The sequence below is a fragment of the Trichococcus sp. genome (assembly GCF_055118575.1).
Genome location: NZ_JBSQPW010000016.1, coordinates 21,189 through 36,762 on the forward strand (window position 1 = coordinate 21,189; position 15,574 = coordinate 36,762).

At 49.8% G+C, this 15,574-nt stretch carries 13 protein-coding genes; 5 read left to right on the forward strand and 8 right to left on the reverse strand.

Annotation, left to right across the window (positions count from 1 at the left end; genetic code table 11):
• Window positions 1-141: 141 nt before the first annotated feature.
• A complete protein-coding gene (locus ACTCCX_RS06040; RefSeq protein ID WP_463275174.1) occupies window positions 142-945 on the forward strand; it encodes a Cof-type HAD-IIB family hydrolase in 804 nt (267 codons plus the stop codon).
• Between the two features lie 63 nt (window positions 946-1,008).
• Here the strand turns inward: ACTCCX_RS06040 and ACTCCX_RS06045 are convergent, their stop codons facing one another.
• A complete protein-coding gene (locus tag ACTCCX_RS06045; protein ID WP_068561524.1) occupies window positions 1,009-1,302 on the reverse strand; it encodes a helix-turn-helix domain-containing protein in 294 nt (97 codons plus the stop codon).
• A gap of 233 nt (window positions 1,303-1,535) precedes the next feature.
• Here ACTCCX_RS06045 and ACTCCX_RS06050 point away from each other — a divergent pair, with 233 nt between their 5' ends.
• Window positions 1,536-2,975 (forward strand): SulP family inorganic anion transporter, encoded by a 1,440-nt coding sequence (locus ACTCCX_RS06050; protein ID WP_463275175.1) that lies wholly within the window; start codon window positions 1,536-1,538, stop codon window positions 2,973-2,975.
• Window positions 2,976-3,234: 259 nt separating this feature from the next.
• Here the strand turns inward: ACTCCX_RS06050 and ACTCCX_RS06055 are convergent, their stop codons facing one another.
• Window positions 3,235-3,921 (reverse strand): CBS domain-containing protein, encoded by a 687-nt coding sequence (locus ACTCCX_RS06055; RefSeq protein WP_072763807.1) that lies wholly within the window; start codon window positions 3,919-3,921, stop codon window positions 3,235-3,237.
• 180 nt (window positions 3,922-4,101) lie between these two features.
• Here ACTCCX_RS06055 and ACTCCX_RS06060 point away from each other — a divergent pair, with 180 nt between their 5' ends.
• Window positions 4,102-4,470 carry a VOC family protein gene (locus tag ACTCCX_RS06060; protein WP_068561527.1) on the forward strand — a complete coding sequence of 123 codons (369 nt, stop codon included), beginning with the start codon at window positions 4,102-4,104 and terminating at the stop codon, window positions 4,468-4,470.
• Window positions 4,471-4,571: 101 nt separating this feature from the next.
• Here ACTCCX_RS06060 and ACTCCX_RS06065 read toward each other — a convergent pair whose 3' ends face one another.
• The 3 genes from ACTCCX_RS06065 to ACTCCX_RS06075 all read right to left on the reverse strand — a co-directional run bounded on the left by ACTCCX_RS06065 (window position 4,572) and on the right by ACTCCX_RS06075 (window position 7,038).
• Window positions 4,572-5,294, reverse strand: a complete 723-nt coding sequence (locus ACTCCX_RS06065) for a RibD family protein (protein ID WP_463275176.1) — start codon at window positions 5,292-5,294, stop codon at window positions 4,572-4,574.
• Between the two features lie 167 nt (window positions 5,295-5,461).
• Window positions 5,462-5,614, reverse strand: a complete 153-nt coding sequence (locus tag ACTCCX_RS06070) for a hypothetical protein (RefSeq protein WP_463275177.1) — start codon at window positions 5,612-5,614, stop codon at window positions 5,462-5,464.
• Window positions 5,615-6,198: 584 nt separating this feature from the next.
• Complete coding sequence (locus ACTCCX_RS06075; RefSeq protein WP_463275178.1) at window positions 6,199-7,038, reverse strand: AraC family transcriptional regulator; 840 nt, start codon at window positions 7,036-7,038, stop codon at window positions 6,199-6,201.
• A 123-nt stretch (window positions 7,039-7,161) separates the two neighbouring features.
• Between ACTCCX_RS06075 and ACTCCX_RS06080 the strand changes: the two genes are divergently transcribed.
• Window positions 7,162-8,919, forward strand: a complete 1,758-nt coding sequence (locus tag ACTCCX_RS06080) for an ABC transporter ATP-binding protein (RefSeq protein ID WP_463275179.1) — start codon at window positions 7,162-7,164, stop codon at window positions 8,917-8,919.
• A complete protein-coding gene (locus ACTCCX_RS06085; RefSeq protein WP_068561540.1) occupies window positions 8,900-10,681 on the forward strand; it encodes an ABC transporter ATP-binding protein in 1,782 nt (593 codons plus the stop codon). Before ACTCCX_RS06080 ends, ACTCCX_RS06085 begins: the two co-directional genes overlap by 20 nt.
• A gap of 230 nt (window positions 10,682-10,911) precedes the next feature.
• Here the strand turns inward: ACTCCX_RS06085 and ACTCCX_RS06090 are convergent, their stop codons facing one another.
• From ACTCCX_RS06090 to ACTCCX_RS06100, 3 genes are all read right to left on the reverse strand, one after another.
• Window positions 10,912-13,317 carry a phosphoketolase family protein gene (locus tag ACTCCX_RS06090; protein WP_463275180.1) on the reverse strand — a complete coding sequence of 802 codons (2,406 nt, stop codon included), beginning with the start codon at window positions 13,315-13,317 and terminating at the stop codon, window positions 10,912-10,914.
• Window positions 13,318-13,424: 107 nt separating this feature from the next.
• The gene (gene araA, locus ACTCCX_RS06095) at window positions 13,425-14,849 is read right to left on the reverse strand and encodes an L-arabinose isomerase (RefSeq protein WP_068561542.1); all 1,425 of its coding nucleotides are present in this window, start codon (window positions 14,847-14,849) and stop codon (window positions 13,425-13,427) included.
• 13 nt (window positions 14,850-14,862) lie between these two features.
• On the reverse strand, window positions 14,863-15,561 hold the full coding sequence (locus ACTCCX_RS06100) for an L-ribulose-5-phosphate 4-epimerase (RefSeq protein ID WP_119092681.1): 699 nt from the start codon (window positions 15,559-15,561) through the stop codon (window positions 14,863-14,865).
• Window positions 15,562-15,574 lie beyond the last annotated feature (13 nt).

The window sequence follows — 15,574 nt, forward strand, 5'->3', positions numbered from 1 at the left end:
TATCGGAAAAACGGCTCAAAGCATTCTTTTCCTTTTGGGAATAATAAGGGAACATGTTAAGATGTTTTAAACATAAGCGGATGTTAAAAGCTGATGGCTCCAACCGGAAAACGCTCGCATCCAACGAAAGGAAGATTCGCCATGTCCATCAAACTGATCGCCGTCGATATGGACGGAACATTCCTGGACAGCAGGAAAAAGTTCAACAAGGAACGCTTTGATGCCCTCTATAAACGCATGCTCGAAAAGGATATCCGTTTTGTCGTGGCCAGCGGGAACCAATACTACCAACTGCGTTCTTTTTTTCCTGAAATACAGGATAATATTGCTTTTGTAGCGGAAAATGGCGCTTTCGTCGTGGATTGCAACAAAGAGCTGTCCGTCGGTGAGATGACACAGGAGACGATTGACAAGGTGCTCCGGATCTTCAAGGAGTTGGATGCCTATTCAAAATTGGTCGTTTGCGGCAAAAATAGTGCCTATGTCGACAGTTCCGTTTCCGATTACTTTTTCCAAAACACGCAACGCTTCTATCATCGCCTGAAGCGGGTGGATTCTTTTTCCGAAATAGATGACACCATCTTCAAATTTGCATCCGGTTTCGCTGAAGAAGAAGTCCCCGCCCTCTTGGAGCACTTCACACGCGAAATAGGCGATGTCGTCTCCCCGGTATCGACCGGCCAAGGCTCCATCGACCTCATCATTCCGGGCATGCATAAAGCTTCCGGCATCCAACTGCTGCAGAAGCTGTGGGGCATCTCCGATGAGGAGACCGCCGCATTCGGAGACAGCGGGAATGACATCGAGATGTTGGAGCATGTGGCCTACAGTTTCGCGATGGCGAACGCGGCCGATGACGTCAAAAAGGCCGCCAAATTCTGTACCCTTTCGAACAACGAAGAAGGCGTACTGGCTGCAATCGAACAACTGCTCGAAATGGAGTAAACGAAAAAGGAAGATGTCCCCGCCTCATATTGAAGCGGGATGCATCTTCCCTTTCTATTCTTATCAGGAAATCAAGCCTGTCAAAAAGGCCAATAATTCATACTTTTTCTCTTCCGGCATTTTTTTGATTTGAGCAGTCAGTTTCTTTTCCACAGGGCTCATTTCCGTATTGAAAAATTCCGCCAAGGTGACCCCAAGTACCTCACAGATATGGTTGAGCGTCTTCAAGGACAATTTAGTCGAATTGTGTTCGATGGCTGAAATGAAGGAAGGCGAAACGTCGATCTGCTCAGCCAACTCTTTCGCCGTTATTTTGTTCAGTTTGCGTAATTCCTGAATACGACTGCCTACTTCCATGCGTATCTGATCCTCTTTCCTTTGATTCAACTTTTCTTTTTACATACTAGCACACCCCAGCTTAAAATTTAAAGCTTTTTAACTCTTTTTTAAACGTATCATTCAAAATATACACCTATGAATAAATTTTTATTCCCCTTTATTCTGTTATGTGTTAACATATGTTTTTGTGAGCACGTTCAATAATTTTTTAAATCAAAATAGACACTATTTTTTCAAGAAGGAAGGTATTTATGCAACAATACAAGCAAGAATGGTTCGGCAATATCAGAGGGGATATCCTAGCCGGTATCGTCGTCTGTCTGGCGCTTTTCCCAGAAGTCATCGGCTTCATGATCGTCGCAGGGGTGCCACCGATTGTCGGAGTATACGCCACTTTTTTCATCACAGCCATCGCAGCCTTTTTCGGCTCCAGCAAAGGCATGATTTCAGCCGCTGCTGGGTCAGTTGCCTTGGTCCTGGCCCATCTGGTCGCTGAATACGGCATCCAGTACCTTTTTGCTGCTACGATTTTGGCAGGTATCCTGCAGGTCGCGCTTGGCTTATTAAAGGTAGGCACCTTGATGCGCTACATTCCGAAGCCTGTCATGACCGGTTTCGTAAACGGCTTGGGGATCATGATGTTCACTTCGCAATTGGATCATTTCCAAGGCAGCCTGCTTTTGCCGCTCCTGGGTCTGTTGGGAATCGCGATCATTTTCCTGTTTCCTAGAATTACGAAGAAAATCCCTGCGCCTATCGTTGCGATCTTGGTCATCACCGCGATTGTCCTGGGTTTTGGCTTGGATGTGAAAACGTTGGGCGATATGGGCTCCATCTCTACGGATTTGCCGCGCTTCGGCATCCCGGCTGTTCCGATGACAGTGGAAACTTTGCGGATCATTTTCCCAACTGCACTTTCGGTTGCTATCGTCGGATTGGTTGAGTCCTTGTTGACTGCACAATTGGTCGATGAAATCACTGACGAGAAGAGCGACAAAAATCAGGAAACGTTGAGCCAAGGTCTCGGGAATGTCGTTTCCGGATTCTTCGGCGGTATCGCCGGTTGTGGCATGATCGGTCAAACAATCATCAACCTGAATTACGGCGGCCTTGGCCGTCTTGCGACTTTCCTGTCCGGATTCTTCATGTTGTTGTCCGTTGTTCTTTTAAACGGTTCTGTCGTGCAGATTCCGGTTGTCGCTTTGGCGGCGGTCATGGTCGTTGTCTCTATTGAAACCATCAATTGGGATTCGATCAAACGTTTGCGCACGAACCCTAAAAACGAAAGCTTCGCAATGATCCTGACCGTCGCCATCGTTATCGGAACGCACAACTTGGCTTACGGTGTCGTAGCCGGTACTTTGGTCAGCGCCGTCTTCGCAGCTTTCAAAATGTCCCATCTCCATGTTGCAACAGGGACTGCTGATGATGATCACCACTACAAAGTGGACGGCCACCTTTACTTCGCTTCCGCCGAAAAATTCCTGGACTTTTTCGCTGAAGAGATCGAACATGAGGAAGAAATCGTCATCGACATCAGCGCCATGACTCTATGGGATTCCACTGCTGTCGAAGCGATCGACAAGCTCATTACCCGCAACAACAAACGGGGTGTAAAAACGACGCTTACCGGTGCGAACACGCAAAGTTCCGCTCTTTTCAAACGGATTTCGATCCACACGGAAAAATAAGAAAACTCACAGGCGGCCTTTTATCATCTTCTTCCTCCGGCGAGCGTGATCTTCGCCGGAGAACGGCTATCATTCCGAGTTGCGTTCTCCGATGAACCAAGCTTAATCGGAGGTGAGGCTGATTGTTACAGGTTGCCTCCGGCGAAGGGGTCACTCACAGGAGCTGCGTATACATTTCGGCGCTCTGTTCCAAAAAAGACAGGCTTTCCCACAAAAATGGGTAGCCTGTCTTTGTCGTATTTTCTGAACTAAAATCTATCTACACTTCCACCAGGTCAAATCGTGTAATGATGCCAAGCAGATTTTCCGTATTTTTGCCGCTGTGCGTCACCAGCAATGCATCGATTTTTTGGTTGTCGAATAGCGCTTCCGCCTCATAAATGCTCGCATCTTTTTTGACGAAGGCAAAATTATCCTTGTTATCGTCCAATACAAGGATATCGCGTGCCAGCGTTCCGCCGATCGACACGGTTGCCTCATGCGCATGTTGGGACAGCCAGTGCGTGATGCCATTTTCTGTCAACAAGCCCATCACTTTTCCTTTTCCGTCTTTAATCGGGAATTGCGTCAAATCAGTGTTCCTGATCGTTTCGAGGACAGCGGATAGCGGGGTAGTTTCCTTGAAGAATTTCACATCATCCGATTTGATGTCGAAAGCCGTCTTTGGTTTCAACAGTTGTTCATGGATTGCTTTGATCATAGTCAGTGACTCCTCATTGACGAGCACCAGATCGCTTTGGTTTCCGTGGCTCAAGAAATTGCGCAGATCCCCTAGTATCTGGAAGTCATCCCGCTTCCTTTTCACAAAACTGTCGTAGCGCGCGGCGTTCTCCACCAACTCATAAAAGCTGTAGTAGGATTTCCCGCGATTGGGCTTGTACGTCTTGTTGAAGAAACTCTCGATATCATTGAAATAACCCATAAATGCTTCGTTATTGCTATTCAATCGCCTTCACCCTCTCTCAAATTGATCTCGTTATGCTTCTATTCTAACAAGTCAAAGCGGGAAATACGAATCCAAAGCCTTTCATCCAAAGACGCTTGCTGCAACCGTTCTTCACATTGGCCTCCGAATTACTCCGAGCGTATAATGATATTATGATTGATAAGAAACGGAGGAAATGATATGACCACAGCGAATATCATGCTTTACGTAGAGGATGTAGAAGCGAATGCCGATTTTTGGAAACACTATCTCAATTTCAAGGAGGTTGAGCGTTATGACTTTGGGGATTCCATCAGCATCGTGCTGGCGGTGAGCTCTACGTGCAATCTGCAGCTTTTCAATATCGATTTCATCAGAAAGAATTCACCGGAAGTGGCCTCCAACAAACCTTCCTTATTGTTCGACATCTCCGATTTCGATGAGCTTTATGCGCGCTTCAAGGAGAACAACGAGACAGTCGGTGAGATCATCGAAATGGGCGGCGCCAGGACTTTCAACTTCCCTGACAGGGACGGGAACTACTTCGCCGTCCGGGAGGCGGCTGAATAAGCAGACCACGCGCTCCGAACAAAGTTTAGTCAAAGAACCACCGAATCCAAAGGCAAAACGCCTTGGATCCGGTGGTTCTTTCGTTCTGCATGACCCTCATTTCACTCCGAAAGATAATTCAGCCGGATGCCATCCGGACCGATCCGCTCGAATTTATCCAGCCTGAACTTCCGGATACGCTGATCAACACTGTTCCCGAACTCGAATAAAGAAACGGAATCGGAAATGCCTTCGATAAGTGGAGCGATGATGAGGCTGATTTCATCGACCAATCGTTCGCTCGCGAACGATCCGTTCACAAATCCTCCGCCGACCAGCATGAAAGTTTCGATGCCAAAATGGCTGTGCAGTTTGTCCAAGGCGACTGTCATCGACAATGGTTTGCTCTTCCCCGCAAAGATGTAGGAAACGCCCACTTTCCTGAGATGGGCCAGATACCGATCAGAGACCGCCTCGCTCAAAATCGTAACGATATGGTCGCCTCTTCTTTCCGGATACTCGTCACCGATCACATTCGTTTGCCAGCCGAGTTTCCCTTCCGGATCGACCGCAATCGCGTAAGTGCTGAAGGCAGCCGGATGAATGTAATCTTCCCTTGGGATGGCTTCATCCGAATAAATGGACAGGTCCACTTTGTTCCCGAGGGTGATGTGCTGCTCGAACGTGATCCGCCCGCAGATCCAATTGTCCGAACCGTAAGCTTGTAGCGTATCCTCATAGGCCTTTCCGTACGGCCCGAATTCGACCGCACTTAAATAGTGCCCCGCCGCGCGCCCGTCTATCGACATCGCCATGTGGCAAATCACTCTGTAAGGTCTGTTCATTTCTTTTTCCTCCATTCTGAATCTTAGTTGATGATTCCATCATAAACCCTTGAGGTTAGTTTAAGTCAAGAAGAAAGCGCAAATTTGGCCCACATCTATCAAATCACGTTTCTACTTTCGTACATACATCTGTGTTACATTGTCATATTCGACCAAACCATTATCTTTCAGGTGTTTTTTAGGCGTCGCAATTCTTCCTTTGCCTCTGCCACATATTGATTTATCTCGGTTTCCGTGTAATCATTCTTCAATCCAAAAAAAATATTATCTTCAATGATCGACTCATTATGTTCAATGATTTGTTTTGCATTTATTGACACAAAAATCACCTCTTTCTTTAAGTCCAAACATTTCTCTTGATGCGTTTCCAGCAATTCAGCACAACGGTTTACTGATTTCTTGAAAAATTTTATTAAAACATTTATTTAAAGCGTTGTTCAAGAGTATCATCCGCAGATATCAAGGAAAAGATACAAAATAACAGTTGGCAGGGTTACGGTTGCTTCGATTCCGCAAAGAAGAACTCCCACCTAACGAACTAAACCATGAGCTTTCTTACTTGAAGAGTGATATCAGGCACGGTCAAGTCAAGAAGGGTCTGTCAGTAATGATTATTCTCGAATCCGATCCGATGCTCCTCTGGCCGGAGGGATCGGAATCTGATTATAGCTCCGGTGAGGCTCCCGCTCGCAGGAGGACAACGCTAACTATCGGCACCTTCTCCGGCGAAGTCATCCTCATCGGAGAACAACTGAAATAAAATCCTAAACTCCGACCAAGCCTCGGTTCAACGGAACTGAGGGCCGGATCTTGCGTTCACCGTTATGCCATCAGGTATCCGGAAGTTTCCAACAAAAAGAGCCGCCTCAACTTGAGTCGGCTCCTTTTCTTGTTATTGATACTCCTATACCGTTCGCTCTTCCTTAGCGAATTGCGAAGGCGCGGTTCCGTAGTATTTTTTGAACAATTTGCTGAAGTGGTACGCGTCCTGATAGCCGACAGCCTGGGCGACTTCTTTGATGGTCCATTCTTCCTGCTTCAGCAGTTCCTTCGCATGCTTCAGGCGCACGTGGATCAGGTAATGGATCGGACTCAACCCGGTCGCTTCCTTGAAGATTTTCGAAAGATGGGCCGGGCTGACGAAGAGTTGCTGCGCCAGTTGTTCCAGCGTGATTTCTTCGGAATGGTGGTTTTCCAGATAATAGACGGCATGGTTCACCAGATGCTGTTGGCGCACGGCCGTTTGGGAAAGCGCCGAAGGGATCGTATTGTCGGATCCGTCCTCCAGACTCCGCAGCAATAATCCCAGCATCTCCAATATCAGCCCTTTGCCCATCAGCTGATATTCACTCCGCTGCTCGTTGAACTCCTTCGTCACCCGCCATGCCTTCTCCATGAAGGCATCCGCATAACAGCCAAGATCCAGCAATGCGCGTTTGTTCGGAAAATGATTACGGGGAAGTCCGTTCAGTGAGACGTTTGTCAGTCCGATATGCAGCTGATGGGAAAATGTACCCTCTTTTTGTCGCTCCGCATGTTTTACGCCCGGGTTAAACAGCATAACGGTGCCGGTCCTCAAGTCCTGGCGGATTCCGTCCACCAAGTAATCAGCTTCCCCTTCGAGCAGGATGCTGATTTCCAGAAAGTTGTGGCTATGCGTTTTGGAACAGTTTCCGGCTTCGTTCAGCGGATCGAAAGCATAGAGAATTTCGGGATTGAATGTTTGTACGTGTGTGTAGGCCATCGCAAAAGTCCTTTCTGTTGAATACCCTTATATTGTACAGGAATCTGACGAAGAAAAGCCATTCTCATTCCTAAAAAAAACAGTAACCTGTTAACATACACTTTTTTTGAGGAGGACTGTCTTATGAATCATTACCAATGGATTTGGCGCTACGCACAGGCATACAAATCCAAAAGCTTACTGGCTTTATTATTTATTTTCCTGAATGCCCTCCTGATCATCATCGATCCGCTCTTGGCGGGGGAATTGATCGACAAAGTCATCGATGGCGGGCAGGATAATTTATTGGTGCCAATTTTGGCATTGATGATCGGCATCACGCTCTTCCGGACGACCATCCGCTACAGCTACCAGATGCTATTCGAGCGGATCGGTCAAAACACACTTTTTGTGTTGCGCCAGGACATGTACCGGAAACTGCAGGAGTTGGACTTCGACTTCTTCAACCATACCCGGGTCGGGGACATTATGGCGCGGATGACCGGGGATACCGATGCTATCCGTCACTTTGTTTCCTGGGTCACCTACAACATCCTGGAAAGCATCCTCTGGTTCGTGATGGCCGTCGCAGTCATGGGCACAATCCACCTTCCGCTGATGCTGGCTTTGGTGGCAGTCACGCCAATCATCTTCATCCTGACGCAAAAGATGTCCCAGAAAGCCTTCCCGCTGTTTTTCCAGATCAGGGAAAGCTTCTCCCGCCTGAATTCGATGGTGGAAGAAAACATCGGCGGCAACCGCATCGTCAAAGCGTTCGCGAGGGAAGACCATGAAATCGAAAAATTCACGAAGCACAACGAGGACTTCAAGCGCCGCAATCTGGATTCCGCTTCCGTATCCCGCACGTATCTCCCTTGGCTCGACGGCTTTGCCGGGACACTGAACGCGATAGCTTTGGTGCTCGGCGGCTTGTACGTCATCCGCGGGGAAATGTCGATGGGAGATCTGGTCGCCTTCAATGGCTTCCTCTGGATGCTGAACATGCCAATGCGCATGAGCGGATGGCTCATCAACGATGTACAACGCTTCTCCGCCGCCTGCGTCAAAATCCGTGACATGTTGGACACAGAGGCGCGGATTCCGGTAACGGCTGTCCAAGAGCACCAGCGGATCAAGGGGACCGTCACATTCGACGATGTCTCTTTCGCCTTCTCCGATGACCCCGGAACGGATATCCTGTCCCACGTTTCCTTTACGGTCGGTCCCGGACAAACGTTGGGGATTTTGGGCGAAACCGGCTCAGGCAAGACGACGCTCGTCAATCTGGTAGGAAGATTCTACGATCCCACTTCGGGAACCGTCCTGATCGATGGCAAAAGTGCCAAAGACTACCCGGTCCGCCAATTGCGGGAGAACATCGCCATGGTCATGCAGGACGTTTTCCTGTTTTCCGATACGATCGAGGACAACATCGCTTTCGGCAATCCGCAGGTGGACCGTTCCTACATCCAACAAATGGCCCGGATCGCCGATGCGGATGGCTTCATCACAAGTATGCCCCAAGGATACGACACGATTGTCGGCGAACGCGGAGTCGGTTTGTCTGGGGGGCAAAAGCAGCGTATTTCTTTGGCACGGGCATTGGCGAAGGATCCGGCCATCCTTATTTTGGATGACACCACTTCCGCGGTCGACATGGAAACCGAATCGAAGATCCAACAGGAGTTGCTTGGATTGACGGAAAACAAAACGACCTTCATCATCGCCCACCGGATTTCGTCGGTGCGGGATGCAGATCTGATCCTAATGATGGAAAAAGGCCAAGTCGTCGAACAAGGAACCCATGCGGAACTTTTGGCCAAGCGAGGCAAATACTATGACGTTTACTGCAAACAACTCGGATTGACTGGAGGGGAAATCAATGGCACGCAATACGTATGATGTCGACGAAAGCTTAGAACAAGAATTCAATTGGGGACATTACCGGCGCTTGGCCGGCTATATCCGCCCCTACAAAAAACCAATTTCAAAAATATTGGCTGTCATCATTGTGGCGAACATCGCCGGCATGGCGGGACCTTATTTCACAAAAATTGCAATCGATGACCTGATACCGTCAGGAAATGTGCCCCAGCTGTTGGGTTTGGGTGGGATCTTCATCCTTTCCCTTGTGCTGATCGGCTGGTGCATGCGCTATCGGATCTATGCCATCACCGAAGTCGGCCAGGACATTCTGAAAGACATGCGCTACGATATTTTTGCACATCTGCAGCGCCTGCCGTTTGCTTACTTCGACAACCGGCCCCACGGCAAGATTTTGATCCGCGTAGTCAATTACATCAATACGCTGAGCGACCTGCTGAGCAATGGGCTCATCAATCTGATTTCTGACCTTTTCAATGTAGTGATCACATTGGGCTTCATGCTTCTCATCGATGTGCGCTTGACGCTTTACAGCATGGCTCTTTTGCCGGTTCTCTTCGGACTGGTGCTGTTCATCAAAAAGCGCCAGCGGATAGCCTTTCAGATTTTGAGCAACAAACAGTCCAACCTCAACGCCTATATCCACGAAAGTATTTCGGGAATCAAAATCACCCAATCGTTTGCCCGCGAACAGGTCAATTATGACATCTTCAATGAAGTCAGCGAGGAATACCGGACGTCTTGGATGAAAGCCGTCAAAATCCAATTCCTGATGTGGCCCGGTGTACTGAATATTTCGGTACTGACGACCTGCCTGATCTATTTTGTGGGCATCCGTCAGATCGGTGTGTCCGTTTCGACCGGAACATTGATCGCCTTCATCGGCTACATCAACAATTTCTGGAATCCCGTCATCAATATCGGGAACTTCTATAATTCCTTGATCACTGCCACGGCCTATTTGGAGCGCATCTTCGAAACATTGGACGAGGTGCCTTCCATCCAGGATGCGCCGGACGCCTACGAGTTGCCGCCAGTCAAAGGCGCAGTCGACTTCGAAAATGTAACCTTCCGTTATGAGGAAGGCAAAGATATTTTACACAAGGTCAACTTCCATATCGAACCGGGACAGAGCATCGCTTTAGTCGGTCCAACAGGTGCGGGCAAAACGACCGTCATCAATCTGCTGAGCCGGTTCTACGACATCAATGAAGGCAGCGTCAAAATCGATGGTCACGACGTCCGCGATGTCACCCTCGGCTCCTTGCGCAGCCAAATGGGCGTCATGCTGCAGGATACCTTCATCTTCTCCGGTACGATTCTGGAAAACATCCGCTACGGCAAGCTCGATGCAACCGAGGAGGAAGTGATCGCAGCCGCGAAAGTTGTACGCGCCCATGATTTCATTCAAAACCTGAAGGACGGCTACCACACCGTTGTTGAAGAGCGCGGCAGTACCCTATCGGCTGGCCAACGACAATTGCTCTCCTTCGCCAGGGCCCTGCTTGCCGATCCGAAGATCCTGATTCTCGATGAAGCTACCGCCAGCATCGATACCAGGACCGAAGAACTGCTGCAGGAAGGCCTCCAGAAACTGCTGAAAGACCGGACTTCCTTCATCATCGCCCACCGGCTGTCGACAATCAAAAACAGCTCCCGGATCTTCTACGTGGCAGGAGGCAATATCGCCGAAGCCGGCACCCATGAAGAGCTGATGGCCAAAAAAGGCCTGTATCACCATCTCTACCAATCCCAATACGACCTGCTGCAGGCCGTGTGAATAACGTTAGCCGCATAGCTGAACGCACTGTCTGATCAGGTTGTCCGATAACCCGATCGAATCGGACAACCAGCCCGCAACGCGGTCCCACGAACATGATTATTGCCGTATTTCCCGGCAGCTTCTCCATTTACAAAAAATATCCGAAAAAGATGCGTTCCCGGCCTTGGAGCAGTTGCTCCTAGGCGCGGGAACGCATCTTTTTGATGTTTTTAACAGTTTTTCTTACGTCAGTCCGCTTTGTTTGCGATCAGTTCTTTGGCTGCTGCCGCACCTTCCAAAGCTTCCCATTTCCATTCCATCACTTCCGGAATGTCCTCGCCGTTCTCGCGGATGAACTTATGGTGGAAGTCCACCGTTTCCGTCATCTTTTGCGAGAAGGCTGACGCTTCTTCGCCGTAAACAGCATTGGCCGCATCCTGCGCCAAGTGGAAACGGTCCATCTCGGACAAGACGCGCATGTCGAATGGTGTCGTGATGTCCCCATTCTCGCGGTAGCCATGGATGTGCAGGTTATGGTTGTGGCGATCAAAGAAGATGTCACGGATCAAGCCTTCAAAACCGTGGAAAGCAAAGATGACTGGTTTGTCGGCCGTGAAATAGGCGTCGAAGGCTTCATCGCTCAAGCCGCGCGGATCCACATCCGGATGGCGCAGTTTCAACAGATCCACGATGTTGATGAAACGGATCTTCAATGCCGGGAACTGCTTGTGCAGAATCGTGACTGCCGCAAGTGCCTCCAGGTTCGGTTCCGTTCCCGCTGCTGCGATCACGACATCCGGTTCTTCGTCACCGCAAGTCGAAGCCCAGTCGATCACTTTCAGGCCATCCTTCACCAATACTTCTGCTTCTTCAGCAGAGTAGAATTGTGGACGCGGGTGTTTCGAAGACACGATCAGGTTGATCTGTTCCTCGGAAACCATCGTTTCCGCCATCACGGCCATCAAGGAGTTCGCATCCGCCGGCAAGTATTCGCGGATGAATTCCGGTTTCTTCTCAGCCAAGTGCGTCAACAAACCCGGATCTTGGTGGGTGTAACCATTGTGGTCTTGTTGGAAAACGGTAGAAGTCGCGATCAAGTTCAATGACGGATAGTGCTTGCGCCATGTCTGTTCTTTGGCTTTGCGCAACCATTTGAAATGTTGGGTGATCATCGAGTCCACCACGCGCAGGAAAGCCTCGTAACTTGCGAAGAAACCATGGCGACCGGTCAGGACATACCCTTCCAGGAAGCCTTCGGCCTGGTGTTCGGACAACTGCGAATCGATGACACGGCCGGACGGTGAAAGCCATTCATCATAAGCAGGATCGATCGCTTCCATCCAGACGCGGTTCGTCACTTCGAAGACTTTGTTCAGGCGGTTCGATTTGGTTTCATCCGGTCCGAAGATGCGGAAGTTATCCGGATTGTCCACGACCAGGTCGCGCGCGAAGTTACCGAACTCGATCATGTCCTGGGCAATGACTGCGCCCGGAGTCGTCGTGTCGACGGCATACTGCTTCCAATCCGGAATATTGAGTGGTTTCGGATCGATTCCGCCGTTCGTGACCGGATTCATAGCCATCCGTCGGTCGCCTTTCGGTGCCATTTCTTTCAGCTCAGCCACCAATTGGCCGTCGGCAGTGAACAGTTCTTCGGGACGGTAGGACTGCATCCAATCCACCAGCGCATCGATGTGTTGCATATGATGCGCATCTACCGGAATCGGCACTTGGTGAGCGCGGAAGCCGCCTTCAATCGGTTCACCGTCCCATGTTTGCGGACCCGTCCAGCCTTTCGGGGTGCGGAAAATGATGACCGGCCAAACCGGCATCTTCGCTTCGGCTGCGGAGCCTTTACGGGCTTCGGTTTGGATCGCTTTGATTTTTTCGACAGCCGTATCCAACACTTGCGCCATGATCGGATGCACCGCTTCCGGATCGGTCCCTTCCACGAACAACGGCTCCCAGCCCATGCCGTTAAAGTACTGCGTCAATTCTTCGTTCGATTTACGGTCGAGGATCGTCGGATTGGAGATTTTGCCGCCGTTCAGGTACAGGATCGGCAAGACAGCCCCATCCGTGACCGGATTGATGAACACATTGGAGAACCAACCAGCCGCCAACGGACCGGTTTCAGCTTCCCCGTCACCGACGACAGTCGCCGCGATCACTTCCGGATTGTCGAAGATAGCGCCGGTGGCGTGAGAAAGCGAATAGCCGAGTTCGCCGCCTTCATGGATCGATCCGGGTGTTTCCGGTGCCGCATGGGAAGCGACCCCGCCGGGAAAGGAGAATTGTTTGTAGAGTTTCGTCAACCCTTCCAGATCTTCCGTGATTTCCGGATAGATTTCTGTGTAAGAACCGTCCAGATAGGCGTTCGAAACCATGACTTGGCCACCATGTCCCGGACCTTCGACATAGAACATGTTCAAATCATATTTGTTGATGACGCGGTTCAAGTGGGCATAGATGAAGTTCTGTCCGGAGATGGTTCCCCAGTGGCCGATCGGATGCAGCTTCACATCGGTTGCCTCGATCGGGCGTTGCAGCAAAGGATTGTCCTTCAGGTACAGTTGTCCCACGGAGATGAAATTGGCGGCGCGCCAGAAGGCATCCACCTTGTCCAGATACGCTTTTGAATCAAATGCAGTCATTTTTGTTGCTCCTTTTCATTATATTATTGAAAACGTTTGCGAACACTTTCACAAATGCCCTCCAAAAAATCGGTTTGACGATTTTCTGTCAAACCGATCGAAAAAAACTATTTGATTAAGGCCACTTCAAGGCCGACCAGTTTTGCCCAAGCCAGGATCTGATCTGTGCTCAAACTCAATGAAACAACAGTGTGGTGACCGCCGCCAGCTTCGATCCAAGCGCGGATGCCGTCATGGAAATTCGGTTTCACTTCCCAAAGGACGCGTGCGACAGGAAGGTTCGGAGCTGCCTCAGTCGGTTCAAAGGCAAGAACTTCATTCACCAATAACTTGTAGTGCGTTCCGAAGTCAGCCATCGAAACGACAACGCCGTCCCCTGCTTTGCCGTCGAATACAAGGCGGGCAGGCTCTTCACGATTCCCCATCGATAATGGTGCGATCAGAATTTTCGGTTTGTTGACTGCCAGTCCTGGATCGACTTCCAACATATGCGATTGCAGAATCGCTTCTCTGCCTTCAGCCATTTCATACGTGTAGTCTTCCATGAAGCCGGTGTCGATGTTGTGGGACATGATCTTCATCAAGCGGTCGATTGCTGCTGTTTTCCAGTCGCCTTCGCCTGCGAATCCGTAGCCTTCTGCCATCAAACGTTGTACTGCGAGACCTGGTAATTGTTGCAGGCCATGCAGATCTTCAAAGTTTGAGGTAAAGGCAGTATAGCCGCCCGCTTCCAAGAAACGACGGATGCCGATTTCTTGACGCGCCTGCACTTTGACGTGCGCTTCCCATTTGCCTTGCTCATAATCGCCGTAGTCGAAATCATACAAATCTTTGTATTCATTGAACAAAGCATCGACTTCTTCGTCTGCGACCGCATCGACATAGTCCACTAGATCACGGATGCCGTAGTAATCGACTGTCCAGCCGAATTGGATTTGTGCTTCCACTTTGTCGCCTTCGGTCACGGCAACGTTACGCATGTTATCGCCGAAACGCGCCACTTTGATGGAGAAGCTTTCATTGTAGGCTACCGCCACGTCCATCCATTCCGCGATTTGGGTTTGGACATTTTCACGTTCCCAATAGCCGACAACGACTTTGTTGTTCTTTTTCAGGCGCGCATTGATGAAGCCGTACTCGCGGTCGCCATGTGCCGCTTGGTTCAAGTTCATGAAATCCATATCAATTGTTGCCCATGGAATGCTTTCGTTGAATTGAGTTGCCAGATGCAATAACGGTTTTTGCAACAGTTTCGTTCCGCGGATCCACATTTTGGCTGGCGAGAAGGTATGCATCCAAGTGATCACACCTGCCACTTCATCACGGTAATTCACTTCTTTCATGATCTTCGTGATCGTATCGGGCGTTACCGCCAATTCCTGCAGCACAAGCGGATAAGGCAGTTTGCCGCTGTTGTTCAGGCTTTCCACGATAACAGCCGCATTGTTTTTAACTGTTTGTAAAGCTTCTTCACCATATAAATGTTGTGAACCGACTACGAACCAAAATTCTTTTTTTCCTACTTCTAACATATCTCCAGCTCCTCTATTTTTTCTGCCCGTAATAGGCGTTTTCTCCGTGTTTTCGCAAATAATGTTTATCCAGAATGCGTTGCGGCAGTTCTTCCGCGAAGGCATTCAATTGACGGGCGAACAGATTGGTTTTGCAGACCTCGTCCAATACGACCGCGTTCAGTACAGCACCCTTCGCATCCTTGGCCCAAGTGAAAGGCCCGTGCCCATGCAGCAATACGCCGGGAACTTCCATCGGTTTGATGCCGCGTTCGCGGAACGTTTCCACAATGGCGTTTCCCGTTTCTTCCTCGTAACCCCGATCGATTTCCGCTTGCGTCAGGAAACGCGCGCAGGGAACCGTGCCGTAGAAGGTATCGGCATGTGTCGTACCCATGGCCGGCACATCCAATCCAGCTTGCGCCCAAATCGTGGCCCAAGTCGAATGTGTGTGCACAACCGCGCCGATTTCCGGGAATTCTTTGTAGAGGACGGCATGCGTCGGCATGTCGGATGACGGGTTCAGATCCCCTTCGATGACGTTGCCGTCAAAGTCGCAGACAACCATATCGCTCGCTTTCATGTCGTCATAGCCGACACCGCTGGGCTTGATGACGAACAAGCCTTTTTCGCGGTCAACCGCACTGACGTTTCCCCAGGTGTATTTGATCAATCCCCGTTCCGGCAATTCCAGATTGGCTTGAAAAACTTCTTCTTTTAATTGTTCCAGCAAGATGTTTCCTTCC

What these genes read in the sequence shown, in the direction of transcription:
- ACTCCX_RS06040 (WP_463275174.1), top strand. Translation starts at nt 142, where the DNA reads ATGTCCATCAAACTGATCGCCGTCGATATGGACGGAACATTCCTGGAC.
- ACTCCX_RS06045 (WP_068561524.1), bottom strand. Translation starts at nt 1,302, where the DNA reads ATGGAAGTAGGCAGTCGTATTCAGGAATTACGCAAACTGAACAAAATA.
- ACTCCX_RS06050 (WP_463275175.1), top strand. Translation starts at nt 1,536, where the DNA reads ATGCAACAATACAAGCAAGAATGGTTCGGCAATATCAGAGGGGATATC.
- ACTCCX_RS06060 (WP_068561527.1), top strand. Translation starts at nt 4,102, where the DNA reads ATGACCACAGCGAATATCATGCTTTACGTAGAGGATGTAGAAGCGAAT.
- ACTCCX_RS06065 (WP_463275176.1), bottom strand. Translation starts at nt 5,294, where the DNA reads ATGAACAGACCTTACAGAGTGATTTGCCACATGGCGATGTCGATAGAC.
- ACTCCX_RS06075 (WP_463275178.1), bottom strand. Translation starts at nt 7,038, where the DNA reads ATGGCCTACACACACGTACAAACATTCAATCCCGAAATTCTCTATGCT.
- ACTCCX_RS06080 (WP_463275179.1), top strand. Translation starts at nt 7,162, where the DNA reads ATGAATCATTACCAATGGATTTGGCGCTACGCACAGGCATACAAATCC.
- ACTCCX_RS06085 (WP_068561540.1), top strand. Translation starts at nt 8,900, where the DNA reads ATGGCACGCAATACGTATGATGTCGACGAAAGCTTAGAACAAGAATTC.
- ACTCCX_RS06090 (WP_463275180.1), bottom strand. Translation starts at nt 13,317, where the DNA reads ATGACTGCATTTGATTCAAAAGCGTATCTGGACAAGGTGGATGCCTTC.
- araA (WP_068561542.1), bottom strand. Translation starts at nt 14,849, where the DNA reads ATGTTAGAAGTAGGAAAAAAAGAATTTTGGTTCGTAGTCGGTTCACAA.